Source organism: Janthinobacterium sp. BJB401, from assembly GCF_013372745.1.
Classification (GTDB): domain Bacteria; phylum Pseudomonadota; class Gammaproteobacteria; order Burkholderiales; family Burkholderiaceae_D; genus Janthinobacterium; species Janthinobacterium rivuli.
The window spans coordinates 99,156-116,318 of the sequence record NZ_JABXFH010000011.1 but is presented as its reverse complement, the minus strand read 5'-3'; the positions used below and the strand labels follow the sequence as shown (position 1 = coordinate 116,318).

17 protein-coding genes are annotated in these 17,163 nt (G+C 66.0%); 8 read left to right on the top strand and 9 right to left on the bottom strand.

Translation table 11 applies throughout. From position 1 onward, the window contains the following. The first annotated feature begins 140 nt into the window (after nucleotides 1–140). Entirely contained in the window at nucleotides 141–1,067 is a 927-nt protein-coding gene (locus HWE17_RS10205) for a histone deacetylase family protein (RefSeq protein WP_099400970.1), read from the top strand. 16 nt (nucleotides 1,068–1,083) lie between these two features. Here the strand turns inward: HWE17_RS10205 and HWE17_RS10200 are convergent, their stop codons facing one another. Further along, nucleotides 1,084–1,410 carry a hypothetical protein gene (locus tag HWE17_RS10200; RefSeq protein ID WP_176388691.1) on the bottom strand — a complete coding sequence of 109 codons (327 nt, stop codon included), beginning with the start codon at nucleotides 1,408–1,410 and terminating at the stop codon, nucleotides 1,084–1,086. Nucleotides 1,411–1,566: 156 nt separating this feature from the next. Beyond that, on the bottom strand, nucleotides 1,567–2,364 hold the full coding sequence (locus tag HWE17_RS10195; RefSeq protein WP_176388690.1) for a hypothetical protein: 798 nt from the start codon (nucleotides 2,362–2,364) through the stop codon (nucleotides 1,567–1,569). Nucleotides 2,365–2,564: 200 nt separating this feature from the next. Here HWE17_RS10195 and ylqF point away from each other — a divergent pair, with 200 nt between their 5' ends. Next, nucleotides 2,565–3,512 (top strand): ribosome biogenesis GTPase YlqF, encoded by a 948-nt coding sequence (gene ylqF, locus HWE17_RS10190; protein WP_071653691.1) that lies wholly within the window; start codon nucleotides 2,565–2,567, stop codon nucleotides 3,510–3,512. Between the two features lie 125 nt (nucleotides 3,513–3,637). On the opposite strand, the gene HWE17_RS10185 is transcribed toward ylqF, so the two are convergent. Next, on the bottom strand, nucleotides 3,638–4,441 hold the full coding sequence (locus HWE17_RS10185; RefSeq protein ID WP_176388689.1) for a class III extradiol ring-cleavage dioxygenase: 804 nt from the start codon (nucleotides 4,439–4,441) through the stop codon (nucleotides 3,638–3,640). A gap of 112 nt (nucleotides 4,442–4,553) precedes the next feature. Here HWE17_RS10185 and HWE17_RS10180 point away from each other — a divergent pair, with 112 nt between their 5' ends. Further along, entirely contained in the window at nucleotides 4,554–5,444 is an 891-nt protein-coding gene (locus HWE17_RS10180; protein ID WP_176388688.1) for a LysR family transcriptional regulator, read from the top strand. Here HWE17_RS10180 and HWE17_RS10175 read toward each other — a convergent pair whose 3' ends face one another. Both HWE17_RS10175 and HWE17_RS10170 read right to left on the bottom strand, forming a co-directional pair. Beyond that, nucleotides 5,445–6,329 (bottom strand): hypothetical protein, encoded by an 885-nt coding sequence (locus HWE17_RS10175; RefSeq protein WP_176388687.1) that lies wholly within the window; start codon nucleotides 6,327–6,329, stop codon nucleotides 5,445–5,447. It lies immediately after the preceding gene. Next, nucleotides 6,326–8,614: a M1 family metallopeptidase gene (locus tag HWE17_RS10170; protein ID WP_217916737.1), complete on the bottom strand. Its 2,289-nt coding sequence runs from the start codon at nucleotides 8,612–8,614 to the stop codon at nucleotides 6,326–6,328. The genes HWE17_RS10175 and HWE17_RS10170 overlap by 4 nt, the downstream gene beginning before the upstream one ends. Before the next feature lie 245 nt (nucleotides 8,615–8,859). On the opposite strand from HWE17_RS10170, the gene HWE17_RS10165 reads away from it, so the two are divergent. The 5 genes from HWE17_RS10165 (at nucleotide 8,860) to HWE17_RS10145 (ending at nucleotide 12,961) form a co-directional block, all read left to right on the top strand. Further along, entirely contained in the window at nucleotides 8,860–10,404 is a 1,545-nt protein-coding gene (locus tag HWE17_RS10165; RefSeq protein WP_176388686.1) for a TonB-dependent receptor, read from the top strand. 147 nt (nucleotides 10,405–10,551) lie between these two features. Further along, a complete protein-coding gene (locus HWE17_RS10160) occupies nucleotides 10,552–11,223 on the top strand; it encodes a thiol:disulfide interchange protein DsbA/DsbL (protein ID WP_166447600.1) in 672 nt (223 codons plus the stop codon). A gap of 12 nt (nucleotides 11,224–11,235) precedes the next feature. Continuing rightward, entirely contained in the window at nucleotides 11,236–11,460 is a 225-nt protein-coding gene (locus HWE17_RS10155) for a hypothetical protein (RefSeq protein ID WP_176388685.1), read from the top strand. Nucleotides 11,461–11,540: 80 nt separating this feature from the next. Continuing rightward, nucleotides 11,541–12,287 carry an SDR family oxidoreductase gene (locus tag HWE17_RS10150; protein WP_176388684.1) on the top strand — a complete coding sequence of 249 codons (747 nt, stop codon included), beginning with the start codon at nucleotides 11,541–11,543 and terminating at the stop codon, nucleotides 12,285–12,287. 125 nt (nucleotides 12,288–12,412) lie between these two features. Next, nucleotides 12,413–12,961: an ester cyclase gene (locus tag HWE17_RS10145; RefSeq protein WP_176388683.1), complete on the top strand. Its 549-nt coding sequence runs from the start codon at nucleotides 12,413–12,415 to the stop codon at nucleotides 12,959–12,961. Nucleotides 12,962–12,970: 9 nt separating this feature from the next. On the opposite strand, the gene HWE17_RS10140 is transcribed toward HWE17_RS10145, so the two are convergent. Genes HWE17_RS10140 through HWE17_RS10125 form a run of 4 tightly spaced genes read right to left on the bottom strand, consistent with a single transcriptional unit; the run spans nucleotide 12,971 to nucleotide 17,163 of the window. Then, nucleotides 12,971–13,948, bottom strand: a complete 978-nt coding sequence (locus tag HWE17_RS10140; RefSeq protein ID WP_369681718.1) for a LysR substrate-binding domain-containing protein — start codon at nucleotides 13,946–13,948, stop codon at nucleotides 12,971–12,973. Then, on the bottom strand, nucleotides 13,879–14,778 hold the full coding sequence (locus tag HWE17_RS10135; RefSeq protein ID WP_176388682.1) for an efflux RND transporter periplasmic adaptor subunit: 900 nt from the start codon (nucleotides 14,776–14,778) through the stop codon (nucleotides 13,879–13,881). Before HWE17_RS10135 ends, HWE17_RS10140 begins: the two co-directional genes overlap by 70 nt. Before the next feature lie 38 nt (nucleotides 14,779–14,816). Next, nucleotides 14,817–15,017, bottom strand: coding sequence for a DUF1656 domain-containing protein (locus HWE17_RS10130; protein WP_034751763.1), 201 nt, complete (start codon nucleotides 15,015–15,017; stop codon nucleotides 14,817–14,819). Further along, nucleotides 15,007–17,163 carry an FUSC family protein gene (locus HWE17_RS10125; RefSeq protein WP_255206186.1) on the bottom strand — a complete coding sequence of 719 codons (2,157 nt, stop codon included), beginning with the start codon at nucleotides 17,161–17,163 and terminating at the stop codon, nucleotides 15,007–15,009. The genes HWE17_RS10130 and HWE17_RS10125 overlap by 11 nt, the downstream gene beginning before the upstream one ends.

The following is a 17,163-nucleotide window of genomic DNA, read 5'->3' as shown; positions in this document are numbered from 1 at the left end:
CCCGTGCCGGGCTCGTGGTAGATTAGTGCAGTAGCGGCACAGACCGGCCAGTGATTTTATGCGAGAACGCGCAGGGCGAACAGGAATGCCATGCAGTGTTCCCGGAGAACGGACAGAGACAGAGGTAACCAGTACAGCGCATGAGCACAGCCATTTATACCCATCCCGATTGCCAGCGCCATGAAATGGGCGACTGGCATCCCGAATCGCCGGCCCGCTTGCAGGCCATCAATGATCAATTGATCCTCGCGCACATCAGCGACCTGGTCGAGCACCGCGATGGCGTGCATGCGCAATTGTCCGATATCGAGCGCAACCACAGTGCGACGGCGATCGGCCTGGTGCGCGACAATGTGCCGCAGGCCGGTGACTACTACCCGCTCGACGGCGACACCCTGCTCAACGCGCACAGCTATGAGGCGGCGCTGGCCGCCGCTGGCTCGGCCGTAGCTGCCACGGATGCCGTCATCGATGGCGAGATCAGCAACGCCTTTTGCGCGATCCGCCCGCCCGGCCACCACGCGCGGCCCAGCGAACCCATGGGTTTTTGCCTGTTCAATAATATCGCCATCGCCGCCAAGCATGCGCTCGACGTGCGCGGGCTCGAAAGAGTCGCCATCGTCGATTTCGACGTGCACCATGGCAATGGCACGGCCGAGTCCGTGGCAAATGATCCGCGCATCCTGATGGTCAGCTTTTTCCAGCACCCGTTCTATCCGTACAGCGACGTGGAATCGTATACGGACACGCGCGTCAATGTGCCCGTGCCGGCCCGCTCGAAGGGCGACGCCGTGCGCCAGCTGGTGCTCGACCACTGGCTGCCCGCGCTGCACCGGCAGCAGCCGCAGATGATTTTCATTTCCGCCGGTTTCGACGCCCACCGTGAAGACGACGTGGGCGGCATGGGCCTGGTGGAGGCCGACTACACGTGGATGACGCAGCAAATGATGGCCGTGGCCAATCAGTATGGCAAGGGCCGCATCGTCAGCTGCCTGGAAGGGGGCTACAACCTGTCGTCCCTGGGCCGCAGCGTGGCGGCGCACGTGAAGGCGCTGGCGGAGCTTTAACTAAAGCAAACTCGGGCTAAAGCAAACTCGGACGGCTGCGGGAATTCGTGTGGCGGTGCGTCTGGTAGTCGAGCGCATCGCCGGCCATGAAGCGGCGCCAGGCTTGCGTGTAGACGAGCGACGATTTGTCCGCGTCAAAACTGTCGAGCTGCAACATGTCGCGGTGATGCTTGATTTCATTGACCAGTTGGTCATACAGCACTTGCAAGCCATAGCTGTCCGCGCTTTGGCGCTTCAACCGTTCTTCCAGCTGCGCTACTTGGCCCTGCAACTGCCGGCATTCCTTCTTCCAGTCATTGCGCGGCACGCGCTTGGGCGCCATGCCAGTGTGTTCCATCATCATATCGCACTATCCCCATCGCCTATCTCCCCGGCGGGAGCCAGCCTGGAAAATAATTGCTTTTCATTTAAGAGGCGATATTAGAGCATACTTTTTTGTTTCTTTCAGTAAATATAAAAATCCATGTGGAAATATTTGACCTGGCTTCCCGGGCGCGCCTCACTGATGCTGCATTGTCTGCAAGGGCGCTGCCGGAGCGGCTCCAGCCATCTTGCCCTCGTCGGCGTACGTCAGGGTCAGCAGGGTATCGTCGTCCCAGTTCACGTCATGCAGCGGCGGCACGTAGCGCTGGCGGTCTTGCGTGAGGCGGATGTCCAGGGTGCGCTCGCCCGAGCGCGCCTGCACGGCAAGCAGCTTGCGGGCCACGGGAAACGGCACGTGGATCAGCGACGAGTGGCACGGTCCGCCCGCCAGGCGGAACAGGTTGCGCCGCACAAAGGACAATTCGTCCTGCTCGACGGCCCAGCGGATTTCGCATTCCAGGCGCAAGTCGCCCAGGCGGCGCACGTTCTGCGGCAAGCCCGGCGTGTGGATGTCGGCGCGCCAGCGCAAGGTATCGCGCTTCTTGTTGCTGACCAGGTCGGCATTCGCATCGTAGGCGGTCTTGTCGCGCGACAAAGTGAAACCGCCATCCGCCGCCAGCGGCACGGGGATCGACAGGTTGTCGGCTGACAGGTGCAGGGTCACGCCATCGAGCCTGGCCTGGGGCGTGGCGGGTATCAGCATGAAGCGCAGCGGCGCGGCTGGCGCCAGGCGCTGGTGGTCGGCATACGCGTCGAGTCCCCTGAGCATGGTGCGGTAGGGGCGCAGGTCGGGATCGCGCGTGCCTTGCACGTCGACGATCTGCTGCATTTCCTGATTCACCGCGTCGCCCGGCGCCGCCGGTTTTTCCTGGGCCATGGCGGGCAGCAGGCAGGCGTAAAGGGAGGTGAGGAGGCAAAAGCGGGAAAAGTGCATGGAATGCGTGTCAGGTTAAGCTTGCGATGGGGAGCCGGCCAGGCTGGACGGACTGCGGATCTTATCATTCATGTAACTGCCAAATTATCACCAATTGTCTCGTTCGTGTCGCACGGCTGGCGCTGGTGGCGGAAAATGGGACGTCGTGGCGGCAACCACGTAAAATAGCGGATTGACCGAACGATTTTGAAAGCAAGAGCATGGCGATACAATGGTACCCAGGACACATGAACGCGGCCCGCAAGAAAGCGGCCGAGACCATGGAAAACACCGATCTGGTGATTGAAGTGGTGGACGCGCGCCTGCCGGCAGCCAGCTGCAATCCCATGGTGGACGAGCTGCGCCTGTTCCGCCAGCGCCCTTGCCTGAAAATCCTCAACAAGACCGACCTGGCCGACCCTGCCGCCACCGCCGCCTGGGTGGCGTATTTCAATGCCCAGGAAGGCGTGACCGCGTATGCGATGACGACCAAGAAGCCGGGCGACGTGGCGCGCATTCCGGACCTGGCCAAATCGCTGGCGCCGCACCGCGGCGTGCCGACGAAGCCGCTGCGCATCATGATCATGGGCATCCCCAACGTGGGCAAGTCGACCCTGATGAACGCGCTGCTGAAAAAGCGCGTGGCCAAGGTGGGCGACGAGCCGGCTGTTACAAAGATGCAGCAAAAGCTGTACCTGGACAAGAACACCATCCTCGTCGACACCCCCGGCATGCTGTGGCCGAAGATCGCCATCCCCAGCGACGGCCTGATGCTGGCGGCCAGCCACGCCATCGGCTCGAACGCGCTGATCGAAGAGGAAGTGGCCGTGTTCCTGGCCGAGGAATTGCTCAAGCGCTACCCGGACTTGCTGGCAACCCGCTACGGCACCAAGGTCGATGAAGTCGACGCCATCGGCGTGGTCGAGGGCATCGCCGCCAAGCGCGGTTTCCGCATCAAGGGCGGCGACTACGATTTCGAGAAAGCGTCGCACACCCTGCTGCTCGATTACCGCAGCGGCATCCTCGGACGTATCTCTCTGGAAACGCCGGACACGCGCGCGGCCCTGCTGGCCCAGCACGCGGCCGAGATGGCGGAAAAAGCGGCCAAGGCAGCGGAGATCGCTGCCGAGAAGGCGAAGAATGCGGCGCGCGGCAAGCGCGGCACGTAATGAACTAAAAGCCGCTTGTTAGCGGCTTTTTTTAACCCAACAGCGACGACTGGGGTCGGACCCTGAGGGACTCGGCGTCCCCGTCCGACCCCGGCATTTTCGCTGTGCGGGTTTATGTTGCCGCCTTAGCCAAACCGGAAACTCGTCACCGCCAGCGCGCCAAAAAAATCCTCCTCGTGATACACCACCTGCGCCGCTTCCTGCTCGGCCGCGCCGAGCGCCACCATCAGCGGCAGCAAATGGTCTTCCTGCGGATGGGCCTGGCGCGCGCCGGGCGCCCTGTCCCAGGCCAGCAATTGCTCCAATCTTTGTTCCGGCGGCAGGGCCATGGTCTGGCGCAGCCAGGCGTCGAACTGGTGCGAGGCGACGGCGCCCGCCTGGCCGAACTGGCGCAGGTTGTGGTAACTGAGGCCGCTGCCCAGTATCAGCACGCCCTGGCGGCGCAGGCTGGCCAGCGCGCGGCCCACCTCGACGTGCGTCAGCGGGTCGTAGCCGTGTTTCAGCGACAGCTGCACCAGCGGCATGTCGGCCTGCGGGTAGATGGGGAACAGGGCGCTGAAGGTGCCATGGTCGAAACCGCGCTCATGGTCGAGGCGCGCCGGATGGCCAGCCGCGTCCAGCAATTGTTTGACCTGCGCCGCCAGTTCCGGCGCGCCGGGCGCCGGGTACTGGATTTGATAGGTGTGCGGCGGAAAGCCCGAATAATCGTAGATCATGTCCGGCCGGGGGCTGGCCGAGACGAGAAATTGCGGCCCTTCCCAGTGCGCCGTGACGACCAGCACGGCCTTCGGCCGCGCGCCGATCTGGCGCGGGATATCCTGCAAGGACGCTTCCAGCACGTCGTAGCGGCCGCCGAACTGGTCTTTCATGAACGGCCACGGGCCGCCGCCGTGCGACAGGAAGTAAGTGGGAAAGGTGTGCTCTTGCATGGCGGCTCCGGAGTGGAATGACTGATGCTATCGATGATAGTCATGCCCAGCCAGTTGATCAAGATCGCAATTATTGATATATCATTTCCATTTTGTTGATGATCGGATCGTCATGGATACCTTGCGCAGCATGCGCGTGTTTCGCGCCGTGGTGGAACTGGACAGTTTCGTGCGCGCCAGCGAGCGCCTCGATCTGTCGCCGGCCATGGTCAGCAAGCATGTGATGCACCTGGAGCGCCACCTGGGCGCGCGCTTGCTGAACCGCAGCAGCCGCCACCTGAGCCTGACGGAAATCGGCAAGGTGTATTTTGAACAGTGCCGCGACATGCTCGACAATCTCGACGAGGTGGAAGCGACGGTCGGCCGCACGACGGTGGTGCCGCGCGGCATGCTGCGCCTGAGCGCGCCCGTCTGGTTCGCCAACGCCATCTTCACGCGCACCCTGGCCGCCTACCGCGAACGCTTCCCGGAAGTGACGTTCGACATCGACCTCAGCGGAAGAGTCGTCAATCTGGTGGAAGAGGGTTTCGACCTGGCCCTGCGCGTCAGTCAGGCGCCGTCGCCGGCCCTGATCGCGCGGCCCATCGGCAGCATTGCCTTTCACCTGGTGGCCGCGCCCGCCTATCTGGCGCGCGCGGGCCACCCGCAGCTGCCGCAAGACCTGGCGCAACACGCCATGATCAGCTATTCCTTGCTGGCAAACGGTAATGAACTGGATTTCGACGGGCCGCAGGGGCGCGAGACGGTGAAGTTTTCGCCCGTCCTGCAATGCAATAACGAAAGCCTGCTGCACGCGGCCGCGCTCGACGGCATGGGCATCGCGCTGCTGCCGTCGTGGCAGACGGATGCGGACCTGGCGGCGGGGCGGCTGGTGCGCCTTTTCGATGATTTCAAGTTGGCGGGCGGCAAGGTGTACGCCGTCTACACGAGCCGCCGCTACCTGTCTTCGAAAGTGCGCACCTTCATCGACTTTCTCGCCGATGAAGGGCGCCTGGGGACTTGATTACGCCAGCGAGCGTTTGACGTCGATCAGCGCGAACAGGCGCGCGCTGCGCATCCACGCCAGCACCAGCGCCGCCAGCTGCGTCACCAGCAAGCCGGCCACGATGGCCAGTGGACCGGGCGCGGCCAGGTTCAGGCGCGCCACGCCCAGCAGCGCGTACAGCGCCAGTCCCAGCAAGGTGATGACGAGGTAGATGGCCAGGCTGGCCAGCGGACGCCGGCGCAGCATGCCGAGGCCCCGCCACCAGGCCTTGACGGCCGAGGTGCGGCGGCGGTCGACGGCCAGCGCCGCGCGGCCCGCGTCCAGCGTGGCGCAGGCCAGCAGGAACAGCACGCCCGCGAACAGCAAGGCCAGGTGGCGGGCCAGGTCGGCATCGGCTTCCAGGATGGCTTTCGCCGCGTGCTTGTCGGCCAGTTTCAGCGCGCCGGCGCCGATCGTCAGCGCCAGGCCCAGCGGCACGATGCTCCACAGCAGCATGCGCAGCATGCGGCCGTATTCGCTGAAGGCGCCCGTCAGCAGGGCGCCAAAACCGAGTGGCGCAGGCGCGCGCGCGGCCGTCACCACCAGGCCGCTCAGCAGCGGCGACAGCAGCAGGGCCAGCACGATGCCGGTGATGGCGGCCTGGCTGATGGCGGCGCCGTTGCGCCCCGCATTGGCCACCAGGTCGGCCAGGGTCATCAGGTCGAGCTTGTGCGCCAGGGCCGCCGCATGCACGGCGTTATCGAGGCTGGCGCTCAAGGTGCGCCACAGGGGAATGACGGCAAGGATGGCGGGGATCAGCAGCAGGCCGGCCCACAGCAGCAGCAAGCGCCATTGCAGGGCGGCGCGGCTGGCGCGCGTGGTCAGTGTCAGGCCGCTGGCCCGTGTCGTGGAAGTGGCGCTCATACGGTGGCAATCAGGGAAAGAAGGTATTGGAAGGCGGCGGCAAGGTCGAAGCTCCAGCGCCGCGCGGCGGATTTGTCGGCTTTCAGGGTGCGGCCGTCATCGAGCTTGTTGACGTCGAGGTAGTGCACGCGGTCCGGGTCCAGTTCGGCCGAGACGGCCTTCACGGGCTTGCTCCAGGTGTAGCGCTGCCACAGCTGCTCGTTGTCCCACACCACGCGTTCGGACGTGCCGTCGGCAAATTTCACCAGCAGCACCTGCGGCACGGGCGCGCCGCGGCGGCGCAGGACCACGCTGGTGAGATACGGATACGGTCCCGTGCCGGGCTTGGCGTCAGGGTGCGCCTTGTCCCACGCCTCGCGTACCTTTTTCTCCTCTTTTTCCAGCGTGTCGGCCGTATGTTCCACGCGCTTGCCGTTCACCAGCGCCGTGCCGGCCAGCGGCGTCTGCTCTTCGCTGGTGAAGGTGCCGATACGGTCGTCGATATTCGCGCTGGTATACACTTGCTGCGCGAAGACCTGCTCCACGATGCGCCGCTGGCCCGTTGCCTCGGCCAGCGTTTCGCGCAGGTCGGCCACGCTCGGATGGCGGAATTTCCACTGTTCGTAATAAGCCTTGAAGCCCCGTTCCATGGCCTCGCTGCCGATGCGCGCTTCCAGGTCGCGCATGGTGATGGCCGTGCGGCTGTAGACGGGCCCCACGCCCTGCAGGCGGTCCCACGCGTTCTGTCCCAGCGGATCTGCCGCATCCTGGCGCGGTGCGGCCATGCGCTCGAATTCGAAGACCTTGAAGACGGGATCGAAGCCCAGGCGCTTGAGCAGGGGCGTGGTGGCGTGGATGTGCTGGTCGCGCGCGCGCAGCATGCGCTGGTCCCAGTACTCGTTCAAGCCTTCGTCAAGGATCGGTTCCTCGAATTCGTTCGAGGCCAGGATGCCGTAGAAATAGCCATGGCCGAATTCATGGATGGTGACGAAATCGAGGCCGAACTCGGGGATGGTCTTCGGCTGCAGGTTGGCGTAGCTCGACGCCGTGATGAAGGTCGGGTACTCCATGCCGCCCGCTTCAGCCGCGTTAAACGGCGGAATCACCACCGTCAGTGTCTTGTACGGATACGGACCCAGGGTGCGCGAGAAATACGTGAGCGAGTCCTTGGCCGCCTGCAGCGCGGGCGCCGCGTTCGACGCGTATTCTGGCGGGTACAGCACCTTGATGGCTACCGGCGGGCTGCCAGGGCCGCTCCAGCTGCCCGTCAGCGGCTGGGCGCTGTGCTTGTCGGCCGTCCAGGCGAAATCGTGCACGTCGCCCTGCACATAGTGATGCGTGAGCATGCCGTTCTTTTCCTGCGGCGTGCCTTGCAGCTCGCCCGTGGCGCCCACCGTGTACTCCTTGGGCACGGTCAGCTTCACGTCGTAGTGGCCGAAATCGGCGTAGAACTCCGAATTGAGGTGGAATTCATGCGCGTTCCAGCGCGGCGCGGTGGCGCCCCGTTCGCCGGGCAATTCCAGCACGGCGATCTTCGGGAACCACTGGCCCACCAGGTGGAAGCTGCCGAAATAGCCGGTGCGCGCGATGACGCGCGGCAGCTGGTCGAAGAAGCGGATGTCGAGCGTCGTCTCGGCGCCCGGCGCGACGGCCTGCGGCAAGTCGACGCGCACGACGGTGCGGTCGGTGGCCGGGCCGTTGTCGGGCTGGACGAAATGCCAGGGCGCCTTGGCGCCGTTCTGCGTCATGCTGCGCAGTTCGATGTAGCCCCACTCGCCGTCGCGCGTGTCGACGCCCGAGCGGAAGCCAGTATCGAGCTTGCGCTTTTCGGTGAAGAAGGTCGAATGTTCGCCTTCGAAGGCGTTCAGGTACAGGTGCAGGTAGACGCTGCTGACGGCTTGCGCGCTGCGGTTGCGCCAGCGCAGTTTCTGCTGGCCGTCGATGGTGTGCTTGACGGGATCGAGCGTCGCTTCGATCTGGTAGTCGACCACGCGGTCCGACAGGGTCGCTTGCGCGCCCGTGCGAGCGCCGCCCCAGGCGTTGCTGGCGCTGGGCGTGCTGACGGCCGACGCGTGCGGCGACGCTAGGGCGATGCCGTCGGCCGATGGCGCCAGCGGCAAGGGCGCGCTGGCTGGCTTGCCTTGGCCAGGCTGCGCGAACAGGTCGGCCTGCAGGGCAAGGCCGGCCAGCAGCAGGGCGGCGATGGAGAGGGCTTTGAGCTTGCCCGAGATGGGGAAAAAACCAATGCTGCGGCGCGTGCTGCGGGGACTTGGCGGCCCCTGGCGCGTTGTGCTACGACTTTCCATGCGTGACTCCCACAGTGACTTCTTATTGTTGATTTTTAAATGCAGTCGGCTGCGCCCAGGATCGCCGGGCGCAGCTTAATATACCTACAAAAATGCCAAATCACCAATAAAATATTGGCATAAGGAAAGTACCACCGGGCTGGCGCTTGCGGCGCCGCGCGCCGTGCGTATAATGATTCGCTTTTGCCATCCCTCCGTTCCGCCTGCGCGCACCCGCGCCGCGGTGACGCCTCAAGCCTGCCGCCATGATGCCTGCCCCTCCCGTCCTGACCATCGCCACGCGCGCCATGCTGCTGTGCGCCCTGGCCATGCCGGCGTGCGCGCAGGAAGGTGTGGCTGGCGTGGATGCTGGCGCGGCCGGCGTCACGCATGGCGACGTGTCCGCCGAACTGGGTCAGGGCGGCCAGCACAGCGTGCGTGGCGCCCTGTCGCGCGAGCAGGGCGGCATGACGCTCGATGCGGCCGTCGACGCTCTGCGCAACGGCAATTACCGCGATGGCAGCGTGTTTCACCAGCGCGGCTTCACCGGCGGCGCGGAATGGAAGGCGCGCCAGGGCCGCTTCGGCTTCAGCGCCGACCAGCTGAACCAGGACACCCGCTATCCGGCGCCCGAGGCGCCGTTCCTGGCCTTGCTGGCGGCCCGTCCCGAAGACCTGTACCGCTATGAGGTGCGGCGCGCCAGCGCTTTCGTGCAGCGCTATGTCGGCAAGTTCGAGCTGGGCGTGGAACTGTCGCAGCGGGAAAAACGCGCCACGGCCCACTATGCGGGTGAGGACGGCAGCAGCGAATCGACCTACAGCAGCCGTCGCCGGCAACTGGCGCCGCGCCTGCGCCATTACGGCAAGGTGGGCGGCGTGGGCACGGATACGGAAGTGGGCCTGGACCTGATGCAGTGGCAGCGGCGCTCGGGCCGCGATGGCGATGCGCGCCGGCGCCAGATTTCGCGCGCGCTGCTGCTGCGCGAGGAACTGGCCTTCGGTGGCCCGTATGCGCCGCGCCTGCTGCTGGGACTGCGGCATGAACAGTTCCAGCTCGATCCGGCCGACCTGCCCGCCGGCGGCAGCGACTGGGAAAACCAGAATGCCTGGGACGTGCAGGGCAGCCTGCAATTGCGTCCGCAACTGAGCGTGTACGCCAAGGCCGCGCGCAGCTACCGCATCGACGACGACGGCTATACCCGCGCCGGCTACCGCCCCCTGGCGGGCCAGCTGCGGCGCGACATGGAAGTGGGCGCCACCGTCGGCGACGCGGCCCGCAGCGCTTCCGTGCGCGTCTTCAGCGAGCGCCTGAGCAACCAGATCGTCTTCGACCAGAACCTGGGCCAGCTGGGCTTTGCGGGCAACCTCGACCCCTCGCGCCGCGACGGCATCGCCATCGAGGCCAGCATGGCGCTGGCGCGCGACTGGCGCCTCGACGGGCAACTGCGGCAAGTGCATGCGCGCTATGACGATTACGCCTACGACGGGCCGGACATCGCCCTCGTGCCCAAGACTCTGGCCAGCCTGCGCCTGTACTGGACGGGGCAGGGCGGCGCCAGTGGCGACGTGGGCGTGCAGTGGCTGCGCGCGCTGCGCTATGGCCCCGATTTCGCCGGCAGCTGCCTGGCGCAAGTGCCCGCGTTTGCCACCGTGGACGGGCGCTATGCGCGCAAGCTGGGCGCCTGGGAGCTGGAACTGGCCGGCAGCAACCTGGCCAACCGCCGCCATTATGGCGATGCACCGGGCTGCCGTTCCAGCATTTACCTCAACGACGCGCGCCAGCTGCGCGTGTCGGCGCGCTACCATTTTTGAGGCGCAGGCGCAGCGGGGCTTAAATGCGGCTTAAGCGGGCGCAAAGCGGGGCGATAAACACGGCTTTTTTCCGCCCGGGCCTCATCGCCCGGCGCAAAAAGTGGTAATCTCGCCCCGTTCACGACCACTTTATGATGAAGGATTATTATGCGTTTTCTGCGTTTCTTGCGTCCCCTGCTTGCCGCCGTCACCCTGGTGGCGGCCACCGGCGGCGCCATGGCGGCCGATACCGGCTTTACCACGCTCACGACGCCAGTGCGTACGGACACGGGCAAGAAGGTGGAAGTGGTCGAGTACTTCATGTATTCGTGCCCGCATTGCTACGCGCTCGATCCGCTGATGCACGACTGGGTCAAGAAGCAGGGCGACAAGATCGCCTTCCGCCGCGTCCACCTGGCTGCCACCGGCCCGAAAGACTCGCAGGCGCACGCCTATGCCACCTTGGAAGCGATGGGCCAGCTGGACCAGTTCCACGACAAGATCTTCCGCGCCATCCACGTCGAGCGCAACCGCCTGAACCGCGATGACGCCATCCTCGACCTGCTGGTGAAGAACGGCATCGACAAGGCGAAATACCTGGACATGTTCAATTCCTTCGGCGTGCAGACCAAGCTGAAACGCAACGAACAGCTGATCACCGCCAGCAAGATCGACAGCGCGCCGACCATCGTCATCGATGGCCGCTTCGTCACGTCGCCGGCGCAGCTGTCGCGTCCGGGCCAGTCCGAGCCGCAAACCCAGACAGCGACCCTGCGCGTGATGGATGAACTGGTGGCGCGCGTGCTGAAAGAGCGCGCCCCGGCGCCGGCGAAGAAGTAAGCGGAGCGCATCATGAAACAGCTGCCCTGGACCCTGTGCGTGCTGGCCTTCGCCCTCGTGGCGTGGCTGGCGATCGCCGTCGTCAGCGTGGAAAACCAGCGCAATGCGCTGGTCACCAAGGCGTGCGTGGACCCCGCGTTCAAGAACGAGGTCGACGCGAAATGCCTGGCGTCCGTGCGGTCGCGCGAGCACTGGTGGCAGCATCTGAGCTACGCCATGACGCACTTCCGAAACTGAATGCGTCAGCATGAAAACCCGCCGCGCGCGGGTTTTTTTTCGTCCGCGTATGATGAAGACACAACCAGCCAGGAGGGGCAATGAAGGAAGTGATCTTGATTACCGGTAGCAGCCGCGGCATCGGTGCGGCGACGGCGCTGCTGGCGGCGCGCCAGGGCTATGCCGTGTGCATTAACTATGTGCGCGATGCGCAGGCGGCCGAGGCGCTGTGCGCGCGCATCGTGGCCGACGGGGGCGAGGCCATCGCCGTGCAGGCCGACGTCAGCGACGAAGCGCACGTGGCGCGCTTGTTCGGCGAAATCGATGCGCGCCTGGGGACACTCACGGCGCTGGTCAACAATGTGGGCGTGCTGGAGCAGAAATGCCGGCTGACCGACATGTCCGCGCAGCGCCTGGAACGTGTGCTGCGCACCAACGTGATCAGTTATTTCCTGTGCTGCCAGCAGGCCGTGCGGCGCATGTCGACGGCCCATGGCGGGCAGGGCGGGCGCATCGTGAATGTGTCGTCGGCGGCCGCGCGCATCGGCTCCCCGAACGAATACATCGATTACGCGGCTTCGAAAGGCGCCGTCGATACCCTGACCCTCGGCCTGGCGAAGGAAGTGGCGGCCGAAGGCATCCGCGTCAACGGCGTGCGGCCCGGCATCATCCATACGGAGATCCACGCTTCCGGCGGCGAGCCGGGAAGGGTGGCGCGCCTGGCGCCCGGCGTACCGATGCAGCGCGGCGGTGAGCCGGAAGAAATCGCCGACGCCATTTTGTACCTGCTGGGACCGGGCGCGACCTATGTGACGGGCAGCATCCTCGACGTGGCGGGCGGGCGCTGATTTTCAACTCATTTTCAAATTTGGCGAGCGACTGATTCAAGCGCGGGGCCAATTATCAAGCAGGGCAAGCGAGTCCAGAATGGCGGTGTGTCATGTGCACGCCGATCAACCAACCTGGATTCATCATGCCCGTATCTGCTTCCGCCTCCGTTTTTGCCCCCGCCCTCCTGGCCCTGTCGCTGCTGGGCGCCGCGCCAGCCCATGCCGCCATGGATTTGCCCATGCCGGCCCACCTGTCCGGCGCCACCGCCACGGATACAACGGCGCTGGCCGCGCGCCGCTACGCCGCGTTCTGGCAGAGCGGCGACCCGGCCCTGGCGCGGCTGGCGCTGGCCGACGATTTTATTGACCGCACCTTGCCCGCCGGCCGTCCGCAGGGCCTGGCCGGCCCGCTGCAGGCCTCGCAAGTGTTCCATGCGGCCGTGCCGGATTTGAAAGTCGCCATCGAGGAGATGCTGGTGGCGGGCGACCGGGTCAGCCTGCGCCTGCATTTCACGGGCCATTTCACCGGCGTCTTCCCCACGCCGCAGGGCGAGCTGCGCGGCCAGGGGCAAGCCATCGATTTCCATGCGTTCGACCTGTACCGAGTGAACGCGCAGGGGCGCATCAGCGACAACTGGCACCTGGAAGATAATCTGACCCTGCTGCGCCAGCTGGGCGTGCTGGCGCAGTAAGGGCGGCCTTCAGACTTGCAGCGCGGCGAACTGCTGCAGCAGGAACTCGGCCAGCAGGGTGATGCGCGGCGCCTGGAAGCGGCTGCGCCGGTACAGCAGGTTCAGGGGGACACTGTCGGCAAAGTAATCGTCGAGCACCGTCTGCAGGCGCCCCGCGCGCAGGTCGTCGCTGATGTCGAGCAGGGATTTGTAGGCATAGCCATGGCCGGCCACGGCCCAGCGGCGGATGATTTCACCGTCGTTGCTGTGCCATTCCCCTTGCAGGCGCAGGCCGTGGCGCTTGCCGTTTTCGCAGTAGCGCCATTCCTGTGGCGCGCCGTCGCCGGCCATGAGCACGAGGGTTGGCAGCGACGCCAGGTCGCGCGGCGCGGCTGGCACGCCGACCCTGGCGGCCAGCGCGGGCGCCACGCACACGACGCGCCGGCCCGGGTGCAGCAGGCGCGCCACCATGTCGCTGTCGGGCAGCTCGCCGTAGCGGATGGCCAGGTCGACGTCGTCCTGCACCAGGTCGGCCGTGGCGTCCGTCAGGGTCAGCGCATGGCGCACTTGCGGGTGCAGCGCGGCAAAGCGGTCGAGCATCGGCAGCAGCAGCTGGCGGCCGATGTCGGACGGCGCCGAGATGCGCACCAGGCCGCGCACGGCGCCGTCGCCCGCATGCAAGCCGTCTTCGGCCTGCGCCAGCAAGTCCAGCGCCTGTTCGCTGTAGCGGCGGTAGTGCACACCTTCATCCGTCAGGCGCAGCTGGCGCGTGGTGCGTTCGAACAGGGTGGCGCCCAGCGCCGTTTCCAGGCGCGCGATGGCGGCGCTGGCGGCGGCCGGCGACAGGCCGTGCTTGCGGCCGGCCGCGGAAAAGCTGCCCAGCGCCGCGGCGTCGAGGAACAGGGCGATTTCCGCCAGGCGCCCGGCGCCGCCGCGGCTCATGCGGGGTGCGCGGTCGCTGCTGGCTTCGGCGCCGCTGCCGAATGCGGCGTGATCACCACGGTACACGTGGTGCCGGCCACCAGCAATTGTCCCTTCGGCTGCTCGTCGATGTGGATGCGCACAGGCACGCGCTGCGCCAGGCGCACCCAGTTGAAGGTGGGGTTGACGTCGGCCAGCAGTTCGCGGCCCGTGGCGGCGTCGCGGTCGGTGATGCCGCGCGCGATGCTTTCGATGTGGCCATGCAGGGTACCGCCGCTCATCAGGTTCATTTCCGCCTTGTCGTCCTGCGCCAGCATGCCCAGTTTGGTCTCTTCGAAGTAGCCGACGACGTAGTAGGAGGCGCTGTCGATGACGGCCAGCTTGGCCGCGCCGACGGCGGCGAAGTCGCCCTTGTGCACGTTCAGGTTCGTCACGTAGCCGCTGACGGGGGCGCGCACGGTGGTGCGCTCCAGGTTCAGTTGCGCCAGCGTGCGGGCGGCCACGGCGGCCTGCACTTGCGAGGTGGCCGAGCTGGCGGCAAAGGCGGCGCTTTCGCGGCTTTCCGTCGAGATGATGCTGGCGTCCAGGCCTGCGCGGCGCTGGGCTTCCTTGCCGCGGCGGCCCATTTCTGTTTTTTGCGCGGCCAGCACGGCGTCGGCCTGCGCCAGTGCGCTGGCATAGCGTTCCTTGTCGACGACGAACAGGATATCTCCCTTCTGCACCACCTGATTGTCGCGCACCAGCACGTCCGTGACGGTGCCGGCCACGTCGGCGCTGATGTTGACGATGTCGGCCTTGATGCGGCCGTCGCGCGTCCACGGCGACTCCATGTAGCGGTCCCAGACGGTCTTGCCTGTCCACAGGGCTGCGGCCAATAGCAGCACGGTGATTGCATAGCGGGTCAGTTTGCTTACCATGGTGGCAGCCTTTCCTTGATGGGGTTGAACAGTTTTTTTTATTTGTAAAGCGATAAAGCCAGCGCGCCGAAGATGGCGATGAAGATGCATAGCCGCGCCAGCGACGGGTGCCACACCATGCGGTACACGCCCAGCCAGCCCAGCACGCGGTCAAGCAGGGTTTGCAGGGCTATGCTGAGGAGGAACAGGGGCAGCAGGGTAGGAATCAGAATTCCGAACAGGGCGAATTCACGCGGCATGGTGGTCTCCGGCGCCAGGCGCCATATGGTCGAGCAATGAGGTGTAGATCGAATGCAGGTCGGCCAGCGCCGTCTGCAGGCGCAGGTCTTGCTCCTGCTTGCGTTCTTGCGTCGTACCCGCTTCCGTTTGCGCCACGCGCACGACGGCGCCCGCCTGCAGGGTGGCCGCCAGGGCCGCCTGCAGTGCAGGGTCGCTGCGCGTGCGCAGCCAGGTGGCGATGTGATCCACGCACTGTTGCAGCGCGTGAGGCGTGGCGCCTGGCCGGGCGGTGGCGATCAGTTCACGCAATTCGATCACGGAATGGCCGATTTCCAGCAGGGTCAGGGCCTGGCGCACGACGGCGCGCGTGGCCTCGCCCGGCGCCGGTCCGGCCGCCGCATTGAGCTGGCTGAGCAAGTCGCGCACGCGGTTGTCGAAGCGGTGTTTTACACGGCGCGCGGGCGCCGTGCATGCATGCAGCGCTTCGCGCCACAGGGCCCGGCCGATGTGGTCCTTGTGGCCCATCGTGTGCTCGGGCAGCAGCACGGCAAATACGAGGGCGGCCAGCATCAGTCCCACGATCAGTGCCATGCCCGTGTTCAAAAAGGCCGCGCCATCGACGTGCATCACATTCGTTGGCGCCATCTGCGTGATGAAGGTCGACACGCCCAGGCCCACGCCCAGCTTGGCGGGATTGGTCATCAGGTACAGGCCGACGGCCAGAAACGGCGCAAAGCTGAGGACCAGCATGGGGAAGCCGTCGCCGTGCACCAGCACGAAATACACGCAGACGAGCGACAGCGGCATGGCGATGAGGAAGCCTGCCAGCACTTGCCGGATCATCAGGATGGGGCGCGGCGAGGACGAGGCCAGCGCGCAGAACACGGCCGCCATCAGCATCGCCGTGCTGGCATAGGGCCACGCGAGGAAATAGGCGCCCAGCGCCAGCAGGGCCAGGCTGATGCCGGCGCGTGCGCCGCTGGCGAGCACCAGCGCGGGCGGCGTCTTCGGCGCATACGCCTGCGGCGTGCTCACATCGAGCGGCGTGTCGTGCACGAGGCTGAAATACACTTCGTGAAAGCGGCTGATGTCGCGCGCGAAGCGTTCGAGCAGTTCGCACACGGTGTCGAAATCGATGCGCTGCGCATGCGCGATGGCCGCGCCGTCGATGTCCGCGCGGGCCTGGCCCAGCGCCGTTTGCAGATGCCGCTGCATGGTGTCGAGCGAATCTTGCGACGGCGTCGTTTGCAGCGCTTCGGCGACGATGGCGTACAGGGGCGCGCAGGCCTGCATGACCTGGGTTTCGCCATCGCGCTGCAGGCGGTCGAACAGGCGGTGGAAGGTATAGAAGGTGGTCAGCGCCGTCATGAAGGTGGCGTTGAAGGCGTGCAGCTTGCGGTTTTGTGCGCGCACGTGGCCCACTTTGCTGGTGACTTCGAACAGGGCGGCCGAGCGCCCCAGTTCCAGCGCCGCCACGTCGGCGGCAAACTGCAGATGCGTCAGTTCCACCTGCGCCGGCGTGAGCTTTTGCTGCAGCACGTCCTGGCAAAAGGTGAGGAATTTGCCGTAGCGCGCCTGCACCGTGCGCATCACCTGCGTGCCCTGATGGCGTGGCAGCAGCACGCTGGAGACGGCCGCCGAGCAGATGATGCCCAGGCTCACTTCAGCCACGCGCGTGACGGCCAGCGAAAACACCTGCATCGGCTGCTCGATGGCGGGCAAGACGATCATGCAGGCCGTGTAGCCGGCCAGCACGTACACATATGACTGGGCGTTGCGGTGCAGGGCCGAGCCGCTCGTGCACAGGCCCACCCACAGGGCCAGGCCGGCGAACAGCAGCACGGGCTGCTGCGGGAACAGGCCGATCAGGGTCAGCGCGGCCGTGCAGCCGAGCAGGGTGCCGCACAGGCGGTAAAAGCTTTTTTCCAGCACCATGCCGCTGCTGGGCAGGGCCAGGATGATGGTGGTGGTCATCGCCGTGCTGGGCGAATCGAGGCCCAGGCGGTAGGCCAGCCACAGGGCGCAGAATGCGGCGATGAGGGTCTTGCCGACGTAGATCCAGCGCTCGCCTTCCGTCGCGCGCCAGTCCTGCAGCGCCAGCGCCAGCCAGTGGGCCGCCCGGCTCAGGGGGCCGTGCGTAGGTGTTGTTGCTGTGGCTGGCGTCAT